At 66.1% G+C, this 12,786-nt stretch carries 14 protein-coding genes and 2 tRNA genes; 7 read left to right on the top strand and 9 right to left on the bottom strand.

Annotated features, from left to right (window positions below; all coding sequences use genetic code 11):
* The first annotated feature begins 7 nt into the window (after positions 1 to 7).
* Together ACYJSS_RS17200 and ACYJSS_RS17195 are read left to right on the top strand one after the other, a co-directional pair.
* A complete protein-coding gene (locus ACYJSS_RS17200) occupies positions 8 to 418 on the top strand; it encodes a MerR family transcriptional regulator (protein WP_111260996.1) in 411 nt (136 codons plus the stop codon).
* Positions 411 to 797 carry a carboxymuconolactone decarboxylase family protein gene (locus ACYJSS_RS17195; protein ID WP_111260995.1) on the top strand — a complete coding sequence of 129 codons (387 nt, stop codon included), beginning with the start codon at positions 411 to 413 and terminating at the stop codon, positions 795 to 797. The genes ACYJSS_RS17200 and ACYJSS_RS17195 overlap by 8 nt, the downstream gene beginning before the upstream one ends.
* 58 nt (positions 798 to 855) lie before the next feature.
* On the opposite strand, the gene ychF is transcribed toward ACYJSS_RS17195, so the two are convergent.
* The 9 genes from ychF to ACYJSS_RS17150 form a co-directional block, all read right to left on the bottom strand.
* Positions 856 to 1,956, bottom strand: a complete 1,101-nt coding sequence (ychF, locus tag ACYJSS_RS17190) for a redox-regulated ATPase YchF (RefSeq protein WP_111260994.1) — start codon at positions 1,954 to 1,956, stop codon at positions 856 to 858.
* A gap of 40 nt (positions 1,957 to 1,996) precedes the next feature.
* Entirely contained in the window at positions 1,997 to 2,581 is a 585-nt protein-coding gene (gene pth / locus ACYJSS_RS17185; RefSeq protein ID WP_111260993.1) for an aminoacyl-tRNA hydrolase, read from the bottom strand.
* Between the two features lie 34 nt (positions 2,582 to 2,615).
* Positions 2,616 to 3,224 carry a 50S ribosomal protein L25/general stress protein Ctc gene (locus ACYJSS_RS17180; protein ID WP_236205809.1) on the bottom strand — a complete coding sequence of 203 codons (609 nt, stop codon included), beginning with the start codon at positions 3,222 to 3,224 and terminating at the stop codon, positions 2,616 to 2,618.
* A gap of 109 nt (positions 3,225 to 3,333) precedes the next feature.
* Positions 3,334 to 4,275: a ribose-phosphate pyrophosphokinase gene (locus tag ACYJSS_RS17175; RefSeq protein ID WP_021220434.1), complete on the bottom strand. Its 942-nt coding sequence runs from the start codon at positions 4,273 to 4,275 to the stop codon at positions 3,334 to 3,336.
* Between the two features lie 87 nt (positions 4,276 to 4,362).
* Positions 4,363 to 4,437, bottom strand: a tRNA-Gln gene (locus ACYJSS_RS17170).
* 54 nt (positions 4,438 to 4,491) lie between these two features.
* Positions 4,492 to 4,566, bottom strand: a tRNA-Gln gene (locus tag ACYJSS_RS17165).
* Between the two features lie 35 nt (positions 4,567 to 4,601).
* The gene (gene ispE / locus ACYJSS_RS17160; protein ID WP_111260991.1) at positions 4,602 to 5,453 is read right to left on the bottom strand and encodes a 4-(cytidine 5'-diphospho)-2-C-methyl-D-erythritol kinase; all 852 of its coding nucleotides are present in this window, start codon (positions 5,451 to 5,453) and stop codon (positions 4,602 to 4,604) included.
* A gap of 7 nt (positions 5,454 to 5,460) precedes the next feature.
* A complete protein-coding gene (lolB, locus tag ACYJSS_RS17155) occupies positions 5,461 to 6,078 on the bottom strand; it encodes a lipoprotein insertase outer membrane protein LolB (RefSeq protein ID WP_111260990.1) in 618 nt (205 codons plus the stop codon).
* A 3-nt stretch (positions 6,079 to 6,081) separates the two neighbouring features.
* Positions 6,082 to 7,809 carry a tetratricopeptide repeat protein gene (locus tag ACYJSS_RS17150; RefSeq protein ID WP_111260989.1) on the bottom strand — a complete coding sequence of 576 codons (1,728 nt, stop codon included), beginning with the start codon at positions 7,807 to 7,809 and terminating at the stop codon, positions 6,082 to 6,084.
* Positions 7,810 to 7,994: 185 nt separating this feature from the next.
* Between ACYJSS_RS17150 and hemA the strand changes: the two genes are divergently transcribed.
* The 5 genes from hemA to murI are packed head-to-tail and all read left to right on the top strand — an operon-like array spanning position 7,995 to position 12,719.
* Positions 7,995 to 9,269 (top strand): glutamyl-tRNA reductase, encoded by a 1,275-nt coding sequence (hemA, locus tag ACYJSS_RS17145; protein WP_111260988.1) that lies wholly within the window; start codon positions 7,995 to 7,997, stop codon positions 9,267 to 9,269.
* Positions 9,266 to 10,348: a peptide chain release factor 1 gene (gene prfA, locus ACYJSS_RS17140; protein ID WP_236205808.1), complete on the top strand. Its 1,083-nt coding sequence runs from the start codon at positions 9,266 to 9,268 to the stop codon at positions 10,346 to 10,348. The genes hemA and prfA overlap by 4 nt, the downstream gene beginning before the upstream one ends.
* A gap of 1 nt (position 10,349) precedes the next feature.
* Positions 10,350 to 11,180: a peptide chain release factor N(5)-glutamine methyltransferase gene (prmC, locus tag ACYJSS_RS17135; RefSeq protein WP_236205807.1), complete on the top strand. Its 831-nt coding sequence runs from the start codon at positions 10,350 to 10,352 to the stop codon at positions 11,178 to 11,180.
* Positions 11,174 to 11,929, top strand: coding sequence for a molybdopterin-synthase adenylyltransferase MoeB (locus tag ACYJSS_RS17130; protein ID WP_236205806.1), 756 nt, complete (start codon positions 11,174 to 11,176; stop codon positions 11,927 to 11,929). The genes prmC and ACYJSS_RS17130 overlap by 7 nt, the downstream gene beginning before the upstream one ends.
* Positions 11,922 to 12,719, top strand: a complete 798-nt coding sequence (gene murI, locus ACYJSS_RS17125) for a glutamate racemase (protein WP_236205805.1) — start codon at positions 11,922 to 11,924, stop codon at positions 12,717 to 12,719. Before ACYJSS_RS17130 ends, murI begins: the two co-directional genes overlap by 8 nt.
* Positions 12,720 to 12,786 lie beyond the last annotated feature (67 nt).

Raw genomic sequence — 12,786 nt, 5'->3', positions numbered from 1 at the left:
TCGCCCCATGGAACCTCATCTCAGCATCGACGAAGTCGCCCGGCGCACCGGGCTCACCGCTCACACCCTGCGTTATTACGAGCGCATCGGGCTCATCGCCCCGGTGGGCCGGGCGCCGGGTGGGCAGCGGCGTTACGCGGCTTCGGACATGGCCTGGATCGAGTTCCTGCTGCGCTTGCGCACGACCCGCATGCCCATCGGCAAGATGCAGGCGTTCGCAGCGCTGAGGAGCGCCGGGGACCCAACGGTGCCGGCGCGTCGCCAGATGCTGGAGGGCCACCTTGCGGAGGTCCTGGCCGAGATCGAGGCGATGCACCAGGCCGCCGATGCGCTGCACGAGAAGATCGAGCATTACCGCGCGTGCGAGCAGGCCCTGGCGCTGGAGCCATCAACCGAGAAGGGCAACGCAGATGAATGACGAGAGCCGCTACCAGCGTGGGCTGGCGAAACTGAAGGAGATCGACGGCGAGGCCGGTGAGCGGGTGGTGGAGAGCCTGGCGGGCATCGCCCCGGACTTTGCGCGCTACCTGGTGGAGTTCCCCTTCGGCGACATCTATTCCCGCCCGGGGCTGGACCTGAAGAGCCGGGAGATCGCCGTGGTGGCGGCACTGACTGCCCTGGGCAACGCCGCCCCTCAACTGAAGGTCCACGTGCACGGCGCGCTGAACGTCGGCGCCAGCCGCACGGAGATCATCGAGACCATCATGCAGATGGCCGTCTACGCGGGCTTTCCGGCCGCGCTGAATGGCCTGGCGGTGGCGCGGGAGGTGTTCGAGCAGCGGGGGGATGCGGCCTGAAGCACGAAGCCCCCGGCGGCGCAGGTCCGCTGGGGGCTTCGGGTGAAGCGGGGAGGGCTTAGACGTTGAAGCGGAAGTGCATCACGTCGCCGTCCTTGACGATGTATTCCTTGCCTTCCAGGCGCCATTTGCCGGCTTCCTTGGCGCCGGCTTCACCCTTGAACTGGATGAAGTCGTCATAGGCGACCACTTCGGCGCGGATGAAGCCTTTTTCGAAGTCGGTGTGGATCACGGCGGCGGCCTGCGGGGCGGTAGCGCCGATGCGCACGGTCCAGGCGCGCACTTCCTTCACGCCGGCGGTGAAGTAGGTCTGCAGGTTGAGCAGGTCGTAACCGGCGCGGATCACGCGGTTGAGACCCGGCTCTTCGAGGCCGAGGGCTTCGAGGAACATGTCCTTCTCTTCGCCGTCGTCCAGCTCGGCGATCTCGGCTTCGATCTTGTTGCAGACCGGTACCACGATGGCGCCTTCTTCTTCGGCGATGGCGCGGACCACGTCGAGGTGCGGGTTGTTCTCGAAGCCGTCCTCGGCGACGTTGGCGATGTACATCACCGGCTTGCTGGTGAGCAGGTGGAAGCCGCGGACGAGGCGCTTCTCGTCGTCACCCAGGTTCTTCAGCAGGGAGCGCGCGGGCTTGCCTTCGCTGAAGTGGGGGATGAGTTTTTCCAGCAGGGCTTTCTGCGCCAGGGCGTCCTTGTCGCCGCCCTTGGCGTTGCGCGCGACCTTCTGCAGTTGTTTTTCGCAGCTGTCGAGGTCGGCGAAGATCAGTTCGAGGTCGATGATCTCGATGTCGCGCTTGGGGTCGACGCTGTTGGAGACGTGGATGACGTTCTCGTCTTCGAAGCAGCGCACGACATGGGCAATGGCGTCGGTCTCGCGGATGTTGGCGAGGAACTTGTTGCCCAGGCCTTCACCCTTGGAGGCACCGGCCACCAGGCCGGCGATGTCGACGAATTCCATGGTGGTGGGGATCACGCGCTCGGGCTTGACGATCTCGGCCAGGGCGTTGAGGCGCAGGTCGGGCATCGGCACGATGCCGCTGTTCGGCTCGATGGTGCAGAAGGGGAAGTTTTCCGCCGCGATGCCGGATTTGGTCAGGGCGTTGAACAGGGTGGACTTGCCGACGTTGGGCAGGCCGACGATGCCGCAGTTGAATCCCATGCTATGTCCCTCGGGCCGATTGGCGATGAAAGAGGTGTGATCAGGCCTTCTGGCTGTGCAGCTTCTGCATCGCGCGGGTCCAGTCACCTGCGAGCATTTCCGGCAGCACGCCGAGGGCGAAGTCGATGCTGGAGTCGAGCTTTTCCTGTTCGCTGCGCGGGGCGCGGCCGAGGACGAAGCCGGAGACCAGGCTGCTGTGCCCCGGGTGGCCGATGCCGAGCCGGAGGCGGTGGAAACCGTTCTGATTGCCGAGCTGGGCGATGATGTCGCGCAGCCCGTTGTGCCCGCCGTGCCCGCCACCTTGTTTGAGCTTGGCGACGCCGGGAGGCATGTCGAGTTCGTCGTGGGCCACCAGGATCGCGTCGACCGGGATGCGGAAGAAACCGGCGAGCGCCGCCACGGACTGGCCGCTGCGGTTCATGTAGGTGGTGGGGATGAGCAGGCGAACGTCGCGACCCTGGTGGCTGAACTTGCCAACGAGGCCGAAATACTTCTTGTCGAGAGACAGGTTGACGCGCTGGCTGTCTGCCACGCGCTCAACGAAAAGGGCCCCTGCGTTATGCCGGGTCTGGTCGTATTCAGGGCCTGGATTACCCAGGCCGACGATCAGTTGTACGGCAGTCACGACAGGGGCCCTTCCTCAGGCTGGCGAGTAGTGATTACTCGGCTGCGCCTTCTTCTTCGTCTTTCACAACGCGGGAGGCGTGGATGTTGGCCACAGCCAGGTCGTTGCCGTGCGCCAGTGCGACCAGCTCAACGCCTTTCGGCAGCTTGAGGTCGGACAGGTGAACGATCTGGCCCAGTTCGACTTTGGCCAGGTCGACTTCGATGAACTCCGGCAGGTCTTTCGGCAGGCAGGAGACTTCGACTTCGGAGATGGTGTGGGAAATCTCGCCACCACCGGTCTTCACGCCAACGGCGGTCGATTCGTTCAGGAAGTGCAGGGGCACGTGGGCGGTCAGTTTCTGGCCGGCGACGACGCGCTGGAAGTCAGCGTGCAGTACGAAGCCTTTGGCCGGGTGACGCTGCAGGGCCTTGATCAGAACGGTTTCGGTCTTGCCGGAAACGTTCAGGGACAGGACGTGGCTGAAGGCAGCTTCGTTTTCCAGCAGCTTGGCCAGGTCTTTGGCCAGCAGGCTTACGGATTCCGGGGCTTTCTCGCCACCGTAGATCACGGCGGGAACCAGGTTGGCATTACGACGCAGGCGGCGGCTCGCACCTTTCCCCAGGTCGGAACGCGCCTCGGCATTCAGGGCAAAATCAGTCATTACACTTCTCCAAAATAGCCAAACCGCCCCGAGTGCTTGCGACCAGCATCTTGGGCGGTTAGGCAAAAAAGCCCCGCCGGAGCGGGGCGTTTTCGTCAGGGATGTCCGCTTAGCGGAACATCGCGCTGATCGATTCCTCATTGCTGATGCGGCGGACCGCTTCAGCCACGACCGGTGCGATATCCAGTTGGCGGATACGCGAGCAGGCCTGTGCCGCGGCGGACAGGGGGATGGTGTTGGTCACCACCAGCTCGTCCAGCACGGAGTTTTCAATGTTCTCGATGGCACGGCCGGACAGCACCGGGTGGGTGCAGTAGGCGTAGACCTTGGCGGCACCGTGGTCCTTCAGGGCCTTGGCGGCGTGGCCGAGGGTGCCGGCGGTATCGACCATGTCGTCGACCAGGACGCAGGTACGGCCATCCACATCACCGATGATGTGCATGACTTCGGACTGGTTGGCCTTGGGACGACGCTTGTCGATGATCGCCAGGTCGACACCCAGGGACTTGGCAACGGCGCGAGCACGCACCACGCCACCGATGTCCGGGGAGACGATCATGAGGTTGTCGAAGCGTTGGTCTTCGATGTCGTCCACCAGAACGGGGGAGCCGTAGATGTTATCTACCGGAATATCGAAGAAGCCCTGGATCTGGTCGGCGTGCAGGTCGACGGTCAGCACGCGGTCGACACCGACCACGGTGAGCATGTCGGCCACTACTTTCGCGCTGATCGCCACGCGAGCGGAGCGCGGGCGGCGGTCCTGGCGGGCATAGCCGAAGTAGGGGATCACTGCAGTGATACGGGACGCCGAGGAGCGGCGGAAGGCGTCAGCCATCACCACCAGTTCCATCAGGTTGTCGTTGGTGGGCGCGCACGTGGGCTGAATCAGGAAGACGTCCTTACCGCGAACGTTTTCGTTGATTTCAGCGCTGATCTCGCCGTCGGAGAACTTGCCTACGGAGGCATCACCGAGGGGGATGTGCAGTTGACGTACGACGCGACGCGCCAGATCGGGGTTGGCGTTCCCCGTGAAGACCATCATCTTGGACACGCGCAGTACCTGCCGGCTGAGGGTGGACCTGATGAATAAAAAGCTGTTCAAAATGCACGGGTGCTTTTTGAACAGCTTTCTCGTGTATGGCAGGGGCGGCTGGATTCGAACCAACGCATGGCAGGATCAAAACCTGCTGCCTTACCGCTTGGCGACGCCCCTATCTGTTTCAACTCTCTTTGCAAGACCTTGTCGTACCGAACCCTTGGAGGGTTATGGCAGGGGCGGCTGGATTCGAACCAACGCATGGCAGGATCAAAACCTGCTGCCTTACCGCTTGGCGACGCCCCTGTGTCGGTATAACCGGAGGACTTGCAACACTTCTTTCAAGCCAGGATTCCGAGCTTGCGGTGCAACATCGAGACGTTGCTTCCTCGCGCGACGAAATTCGGCAGAGTGGCTGGAAGTTGGCGGGCGACTTTATCAGCATCGTCCTTGTTTGGGAAGCTCCCAAACACACAAGCTCCAGTGCCGGTCAGTCTAGCTGCTGTGAAATTATTCAACAGGATCAGCGCGTTACGAACTTCCGGGTAACGCTTCTCGACCACCGGCTGACAGTCATTACGACCGCCCCCCTCAAGAAGGCTGCGAAGATTAATGGGCGGCGTATTCCGTGTCAACTCGGGATCGGTGAAAACTTCTGCTGTGCTGACAAAGACTTGCGGTACGGCGACGAGGAACCAGGGTTCGGGCAGGGTGACCGGCTGCAGGCGCTCGCCGACGCCCTCGGCGAAGGCGGCGCGGCCGCGTACGAATACCGGTACATCGGCGCCCAGGGCCAGGCCCAGTTCGGCGAGGCGATCCTCACCCAGGTGGGTCTGCCAGAGGTGGTCGAGGCCGAGCAGGGTGGTGGCGGCATCCGAGCTGCCGCCGCCGATGCCGCCGCCCATGGGCAGGCGTTTGTCGAGCCATATGTCGGCGCCCAGGCGAGTGCCGGATTCCTGCTGCAGGCGCCTGGCGGCGCGGACGATCAGGTTGCTCTCATGGGGCACGCCGGGCACGTCTGTGCGCAGGTGGATCTCCCCATCCTGGCGCAAGGCGAAGCCGAGTTCGTCGCCATGTTCGAGGAACTGGAACAGGGTCTGCAGCTCGTGATAGCCATCGGCGCGGCGGCCGAGGATATGCAGCATGAGGTTGAGCTTGGCCGGAGCCGGGAGGATCAGCTGTGCGTCCTGCATGGCGTGCCTACTGGCCGAGCTGGCGCGGTTGCCAGTCCTTGATCACCAGGGTGACGTCGAGATCGGCGCCCTTGAGCTTGATGCGCTCGGGCAGGGTGAAGCCGTTCTGCTCCACGTAGCTGAGGTACTGCACCTGCCAGCCGTCCTGCTCCAGGCTCGCCAGGTGGCTCTTGCCGTCCAGGGTCAGCCGGCTGCGGCTATCCGGGGCAGGCAGGCCGCGCACCCACCATTGCAGGTGGGACACCGGCAGGCGCCAACCCAGCTGTTCTTCCAGCAGGGCTTCGGGAGATTCGGCTTCGTAGCGGCCCTGGTTGGCCACTTCGAGGGTGATGGCGCCCGGGTGCCCGGTGAGGCGGGCGGCGCCACGACCCAGCGGGCCGGAAAGGCGGATGTCGTAGTAGTCGCGGCGCTGCAGCCAGAACAGCGTGCCGCTGCCGGAGTCCTTCGGTGCGCGGATGCCGACCTTGCCGGCGATCTGCCAGCCGTCGAGGGCAGCGACCTGTTCCTTGTGGGCTTTCCACTGGGCCGGGTCGCCCTGGCCGTCAACGGTCTCGTGGGAGGTGAGGCCGGCGCAGCCCGTGAGCAGGAGCAGCGCGCCGGCGGCTAGCAGTGAACGTAGACGCATGGATCAGAGGGTCTCGGAGCCGGTCAGGCGCTGCAGGGTGCCGCGCAGGATCGGGCTGTCGGGTTGGGTCTTTAGGGCTTCGGTCCAGACTTCGCGTGCTTCGCTCTGCTTGCCGCGGGTCCAGAGCACTTCGCCCAGGTGGGCGGCCACTTCGTGATCGGGGAATTCCTTCAGGGCCTGGCGCAGCAGGCGCTCGGCCTCGTCCATGTTGCCCAGGCGGAAGTTGATCCAGCCGAGGCTGTCGAGGATGGCGGGGTCGTCCGGCTTGAGCTGGTGTGCCTTTTCGACCAGTTGGCGGGCTTCCTCGTAGCGCGTGGTGCGATCAGCAAGGGTGTAGCCGAGGGCGTTGAGCGCCATGGCATTTTCCGGTTCACGCTCGAGGATGAAGCGCAGGTCGCGCTCCAGTTGCGCCAGGTCGCCGCGCTTCTCCGCGAGCATCGCGCGCGTATAGAGGAGGTTGAGGTCGTCGGGGAACTGCTGCAGGCCCTGGTGGATGACTTTCCAGGAGCGATCCGGCTGCTGGCGCTCTGCGAAGCTCTCGGCCTCGATCAGGTACAGCTGGATGGCGTAATCGGGCTGGGCCTCGCGAGCCTTGTCCAGGTGCGCGGCGGCCTCGTCGGGGCGGTTGGCGTCCAGCAGGATCTCGGTCTGGCGCAGCTGGGCCGGCAGGTAGTCGTTGCCGGCACCGACCAGTGCGTACTCGATCAGCGCACTTTCCTTGTCGCCACGCTTCTCGTAGACCTGGCCGAGGTTGAAGTGGGCGGAATCCACATGGCTGCCCCGGTCGACCAGTTCTTCGAGGTAGACCTGGGCTTCGTCCCAGGCCTCGCCCTCCATGCACACCAGCGCCAGGGAGAAGCGCAGGTCGTCGTCATCGGGGAACTGTTGCACCAGGCCGGCGAACTCGGACTTGGCCTCGTCCAGGCGGTTCTCTTCCACCAGCAGGCGGGCATAGGTCAGGCGCAGGCGCTTGTCGTCCGGGTGCTGCTTGATGCCCCTTTGCAGCAGGGGCAGGGCTTCGTCGGTGCGATCGAGGCTCTGCAGCAGGCGCGCGCGCAGCAGGATCGGCGGGATCTGCTGGTCGTCGGAGGGGATGTCCTCCAGCAGCGAGAGGGCTTCTTCGGTGCGGCCGTCCTGTTGCAGCAGCACGGCCTTGCCGAACACCAGCTGGCTGTTGTCCGGGTACTTGGCGAGCAGGCGGTCGAAACTCTGTAGCAGGCCGGCGCGGGTGTCCGGGTCGGTCTCGGCGGCGGAGAGGGCGAGGAAGTCGAAATGGGTGTCGCCCTGGCCCTGCAGCACCTTCTCCATATAGGTCATGGATTCGTCGTAGCGGCCGCCTCGGGCCAGCTGTACGGCGGCGGCGCGCTGGGCGTCGAGGTTGTCCGGGGCGTTTTTCGCCCAGATCAGCGCGGTGTCCAGCGCGGCCTGGTCGGCGCCCAGGTACTCGGCGATGCGGAAGGCACGTTCGGCAACGCCGGCGTCCTGGGTCGCATTGGCCTGCTGGACATAGTTGCCAAGGGCGATATCGAAGCGATTGCGCTGCCCGGCCACTTCGGCCGAGAGCAGGGCGAACAGGGTGTCGCGGCTGAAGGAGCCATAGACTTCCGGCTTGGATTCGGGCGCCTGGCTGGTGTCTTCCACCGGCGGGGTACCGTCCGGGGAGGAAGGGGCCAGGGTCTGGCAACCGCCGACGAGCAGGAGGGCGGTCAGCAACGCGAAGGATTTATTCATAGGGGAAAAGGCGACTAACCTGCGGTCGGAGCATCATGACACAAGCGGCTGGGCAAGCCCATGGGGCAAGGGCCGATACATTGTCGGGCGGGTTCATGGTGATTGTGACAATAGCGAGCGGTGGTTGTTCTCAATCTGTCGAAGGAGGACAATTGCGCGCCTCCTGATTTCGTTAGCGACCCTGCATGGCCTTTCTTGCCCTCGGTATCAACCACAAAACCGCGTCCGTGGATGTGCGTGAGCGCGTGGCTTTTACCCCCGAGCAACTGGTCGAGGCCCTGCAACAGCTGTGTCGCCTCACGCCCAGTCGCGAGGCGGCGATCCTCTCCACCTGCAACCGCAGCGAGCTGTACCTGGAGCAGGATCAGGTTTCCGCCGACGAGGTCCTCGCCTGGCTCGCCGGCTACCACAACCTCAGCCTCGAAGAACTGCGCGCCTGCGCCTACGTGCACCAGGACGACTCTGCCGTGCGCCACATGATGCGCGTCGCCTCGGGGCTCGATTCCATGGTCCTCGGCGAGCCGCAGATCCTCGGCCAGATGAAATCCGCCTACGCCGTGGCGCGTGAGGCCGGCACCGTCGGCCCGCTGCTGGGGCGCCTGTTCCAGGCCACCTTCAGCACCGCCAAGACCGTGCGCACCGATACCGCGATCGGCGAGAACCCGGTCTCCGTGGCGTTCGCCGCGGTCAGCCTGGCCAAGCAGATCTTCACCGACATGCACCGCAGCCAGGCGCTGCTGATCGGCGCCGGCGAGACCATCACCCTGGTCGCCCGCCACCTGCATGAGCAGGGCGTGAAGCGCATCGTCGTCGCCAACCGCACCCTGGAGCGCGCCAGCATGCTCGCCGAGCAGTTCGGTGCCCACGCGGTGTTGCTGGCCGATATCCCGGACGAGCTGGTCAACAGCGACATCGTCATCAGCTCCACCGCCAGCCAGCTGCCGATCCTCGGCAAGGGGGCGGTCGAGCGCGCGCTGAAGCAGCGCAAGCACAAGCCGATCTTCATGGTCGACATCGCCGTCCCCCGCGACATCGAGCCCGAGGTCGGCGAGCTGGACGACGTCTACCTCTATACCGTCGATGACCTCCACGAAGTGGTCGCCGAGAACCTCAAGAGCCGCCAGGGTGCCGCCCAGGCCGCCGAGGAGCTGGTCGGCAGCGGTGTGCAGGAGTTCATGCAGCGCCTGCGCGAGCTGGCCGCCGTGGACGTGCTGCGCGCCTACCGCCAGCAGGCCGAGCGGACCCGCGACGAGGAACTGGCCAAGGCGCAGCGCATGCTGGCCAACGGCAGCTCCGCCGAGGATGTCATGGCCCAGCTCGCCCGTGGCCTCACCAACAAGCTGCTGCACGCGCCCAGCGTGCAGCTGAAAAAACTCTCCGCCGACGGCCGCTTCGACGCGCTCGCCGTGGCCCAGGAACTCTTCGCCCTCGACGAGGGCACGGACAAGCAAGCCCAATGAAAGCGTCATTGCTCAACAAGCTCGACATCCTCCAGGACCGTTTCGAGGAACTCACGGCCCTGCTCGGCGATGGCGAAGTCATCAGCGACCAGACCAAGTTCCGCGCCTATTCCAAGGAATACGCCGAGGTCGAGCCGGTCATCCTCGCCTTCCGCGAGTTCCGCAAGGTGCAGTCCGACCTCGAGGGCGCCCAGGCGCTGCTCAAGGACAGCGACCCGGACCTGCGCGAGATGGCCGAGGAAGAGGTCGCCCAGGCCCGCGAGCAACTGGTCGAGCTGGAGGCCCGCCTGCAGCGCATGCTGCTGCCCAAGGATCCCAACGACGGCCGCAACGTGTTCCTCGAGATCCGCGCCGGCACCGGCGGCGACGAGGCGGCGATCTTCTCCGGCGACCTGTTCCGCATGTACTCGCGCTACGCCGAGCGCCAGGGCTGGCGGGTCGAGATCCTCTCCGAGAACGAGGGCGAGCACGGCGGCTATAAAGAGGTGATCGCCCGCGTCGAGGGTGACAACGTCTACGCCAAGCTCAAGTTCGAGTCCGGCGCGCACCGTGTGCAGCGGGTCCCGGAAACCGAATCCCAGGGTCGCATCCACACCTCCGCCTGCACCGTCGCCGTGCTCCCCGAGCCGGACGAACAGGCCGCCATCGAGATCAACCCGGCGGACCTGCGCATCGACACCTACCGCTCCTCCGGTGCCGGTGGCCAGCACGTGAACAAGACCGACTCCGCCGTACGCATCACCCACATCCCCAGCGGGATCGTGGTCGAGTGCCAGGAAGAGCGCTCCCAGCACAAGAACCGCGCCAAGGCCATGGCCTGGCTCGCGGCCAAGCTGAACGACCAGCAGGAAGCCGCCGCGCACAAGGAAATCTCCGAGACCCGCAAGCTGCTGGTGGGCTCCGGGGATCGTTCCGAGCGCATCCGCACCTACAACTATCCACAGGGCCGGGTCACCGATCACCGCATCAACCTGACCCTCTACGCGCTGGACGACGTGCTCGCCGGCAGTGTCGAGTCGGTCATCGAACCGCTGCTCGCCGAATACCAGGCCGACCAGTTGGCCGCCCTGGGGGACTGACGTGACCATCATCGCCAGCCTGCTCAGCGAGGCCCGCCTGCCGGACTCGCCAAGCGCCCGCCTGGACGCCGAGCTGCTGCTCGCCGCCGCCCTGGGCAAGCCGCGCAGCTTCCTCCACACCTGGCCCGAGCGCGTGGTCAGCGGTGAGGCTGCCGAGCTCTACGCGAGCTACCTTGCGCGCCGCCGCAACGGCGAGCCGGTCGCCTACATCCTCGGTCGCCAGGGCTTCTGGAGCCTGGACCTGGAAGTCGCCCCGCACACCCTGATCCCCCGTCCCGATACCGAGCTGCTGGTGGAAACCGCCCTGGCCCTGGTGCCGGCGGCCCCTGCTCGCGTGCTCGACCTCGGCACCGGCAGCGGCGCCATCGTCCTGGCGCTGGCCTGCGAGCGTCCGCTCTGGCGCCTGATCGGCGTCGACCGTATCGACGACGCCGTGGCCCTGGCCGAACGCAACCGCGCACGGCTCCAACTGGACAACGTCGAATTCCGCGAGAGCCACTGGTTCTCCACCCTGGGCGCCGAGCGCTTCGACCTCATCGTCAGCAACCCGCCCTACATCGCCGCCCGCGACCCGCACCTGGACGAGGGCGATGTGCGCTTCGAACCCTCCAGTGCCCTGGTCTCCGGCGCCGACGGGCTGGACGACATCCGCCTGATCGTCAGCGAGGCCCCCGCTCACCTGAATGCCGGTGGCTGGCTGCTGCTGGAGCATGGCTACGACCAGGCCGCCGCCGTGCGCGAACTGCTGGCCCGCCAGGGCTTCGAGGCGGTGGAAAGCCGTCGCGACCTCGGTGGCCACGAGCGCATCAGCCTGGGGCGGCTGCCATGCTGAGCGACGAAGAACTCCTGCGTTACAGCCGGCAGATCCTCCTGCCGCAGATCGACGTCGACGGCCAGCTGCGCCTGAAGGCGGCTCGCGTACTGATAGTCGGCGTCGGCGGCCTCGGTTCGCCCGTCGCCCTCTACCTGGCTGCCGCTGGCGTCGGCGAGCTGCACCTGGCGGATTTCGACAGCGTCGACCTGACCAACCTGCAGCGCCAGATCATCCACGACAGCCACGGCGTCGGGCAGCTCAAGGTCGACTCGGCCATGGCCCGCCTCGCCGCGCTCAACCCCCATGTGCGCCTGGTGCCGCACCGTGCCGCGCTGGACGTCGACTCCCTGGCCGAGGCCGTCGCGGCCGTGGACCTGGTGCTCGACTGCACCGACAACTTCGGCACCCGCGAGGCGGTCAACGCCGCCTGCGTGGCCGCGCGCAAGCCGCTGGTTTCCGGCGCTGCGATCCGCCTCGAAGGCCAGCTGTCGGTGTTCGACCCGCGCCGCGACGACAGCCCCTGCTACCACTGTCTCTACGGCCATGGCAGCGAAGCCGAGCTGACCTGCAGCGAAGCCGGTGTGGTCGGGCCGCTGGTGGGGCTGGTCGGCAGCCTGCAGGCCCTGGAAGCACTCAAGCTGCTGGCCGGTTTCGGTGAGCCCCTGGTCGGCCGCCTGCTGCTGGTGGACGCCCTCGGCGGCCGCTTCCGCGAGCTGCGGGTCAAGCGCGACCCGGGCTGCAGTGTCTGCGGGAACGCGCATGCCTGACCAGGCTCCCGTCGGCGTCTTCGACTCCGGCGTCGGCGGCCTGTCGGTGCTGCGCGAGATCCGCGCGTTGCTGCCGAGCGAATCCCTGATGTACGTGGCCGACAGTGGCCATATCCCCTACGGCGAGAAGAGCCAGGAGTTCATCCGCGAGCGCAGCCTGGCGATCACCCGCTTTTTGCTGGAGCAGGGCGCCAAGGCCCTGGTGCTGGCGTGCAACACCGCCACCGTGGCGGCGGTCGCGGACCTGCGGGAACGTTATCCACAGCTGCCCATCGTCGGCATGGAGCCGGCGGTGAAGCCCGCTGCCGCCGCCACCCGTTCCGGCGTGGTCGGCGTGCTGGCCACCACCGGCACCCTCAAGAGCGCCAAGTTCGCCGCCCTGCTCGATCGCTTCGCCAATGACGTGCGCGTGGTCACCCAGCCCTGCCCGGGCCTGGTGGAACGCATCGAGGCGGGTGAGCTGGATGGCGAGGCGACCCGCGCGCTGCTCTGGAGCTACGTGCAGCCGCTGCTGGCCGAGGGCTGCGACACGCTGATCCTCGGCTGTACCCACTACCCCTTCCTGCGCCCGTTGCTGGCCGGCATGGTGCCCGAGTCGGTGCGCCTGGTGGACACCGGCGCGGCCGTGGCGCGGCAGCTGCAACGGTTGCTCGAGGCGCGCGGATTGCTGGCGCGCGGGCCGGTGCAAGGCTGTCGTTTCTGGAGCAGTGGCGAGCCTTCGGCACTGCAGAATGTGCTGCCGAAACTCTGGGGTGACGAGGTTGTTTGCGTGGCGGATCTCGGCTTTTAAAAAAACCTTGAACTTGCTGGCAGCCGTCTTTCTCTTAGTCCAAACGTATCTATAATCGCTCCAATTC

Source organism: Pseudomonas sp. No.21 (assembly GCF_054558415.1).
Note: the sequence above shows the minus strand (reverse complement) of the source record. Positions and strands in the feature narration are given on the sequence as shown.

What these genes read in the sequence shown, in the direction of transcription:
- ACYJSS_RS17200 (WP_111260996.1), top strand. Translation starts at nt 8, where the DNA reads ATGGAACCTCATCTCAGCATCGACGAAGTCGCCCGGCGCACCGGGCTC.
- ACYJSS_RS17195 (WP_111260995.1), top strand. Translation starts at nt 411, where the DNA reads ATGAATGACGAGAGCCGCTACCAGCGTGGGCTGGCGAAACTGAAGGAG.
- ychF (WP_111260994.1), bottom strand. Translation starts at nt 1,956, where the DNA reads ATGGGATTCAACTGCGGCATCGTCGGCCTGCCCAACGTCGGCAAGTCC.
- ACYJSS_RS17180 (WP_236205809.1), bottom strand. Translation starts at nt 3,224, where the DNA reads ATGACTGATTTTGCCCTGAATGCCGAGGCGCGTTCCGACCTGGGGAAA.
- ispE (WP_111260991.1), bottom strand. Translation starts at nt 5,453, where the DNA reads ATGCAGGACGCACAGCTGATCCTCCCGGCTCCGGCCAAGCTCAACCTC.
- lolB (WP_111260990.1), bottom strand. Translation starts at nt 6,078, where the DNA reads ATGCGTCTACGTTCACTGCTAGCCGCCGGCGCGCTGCTCCTGCTCACG.
- ACYJSS_RS17150 (WP_111260989.1), bottom strand. Translation starts at nt 7,809, where the DNA reads ATGAATAAATCCTTCGCGTTGCTGACCGCCCTCCTGCTCGTCGGCGGT.
- hemA (WP_111260988.1), top strand. Translation starts at nt 7,995, where the DNA reads ATGGCCTTTCTTGCCCTCGGTATCAACCACAAAACCGCGTCCGTGGAT.
- prfA (WP_236205808.1), top strand. Translation starts at nt 9,266, where the DNA reads ATGAAAGCGTCATTGCTCAACAAGCTCGACATCCTCCAGGACCGTTTC.
- ACYJSS_RS17130 (WP_236205806.1), top strand. Translation starts at nt 11,174, where the DNA reads ATGCTGAGCGACGAAGAACTCCTGCGTTACAGCCGGCAGATCCTCCTG.
- murI (WP_236205805.1), top strand. Translation starts at nt 11,922, where the DNA reads ATGCCTGACCAGGCTCCCGTCGGCGTCTTCGACTCCGGCGTCGGCGGC.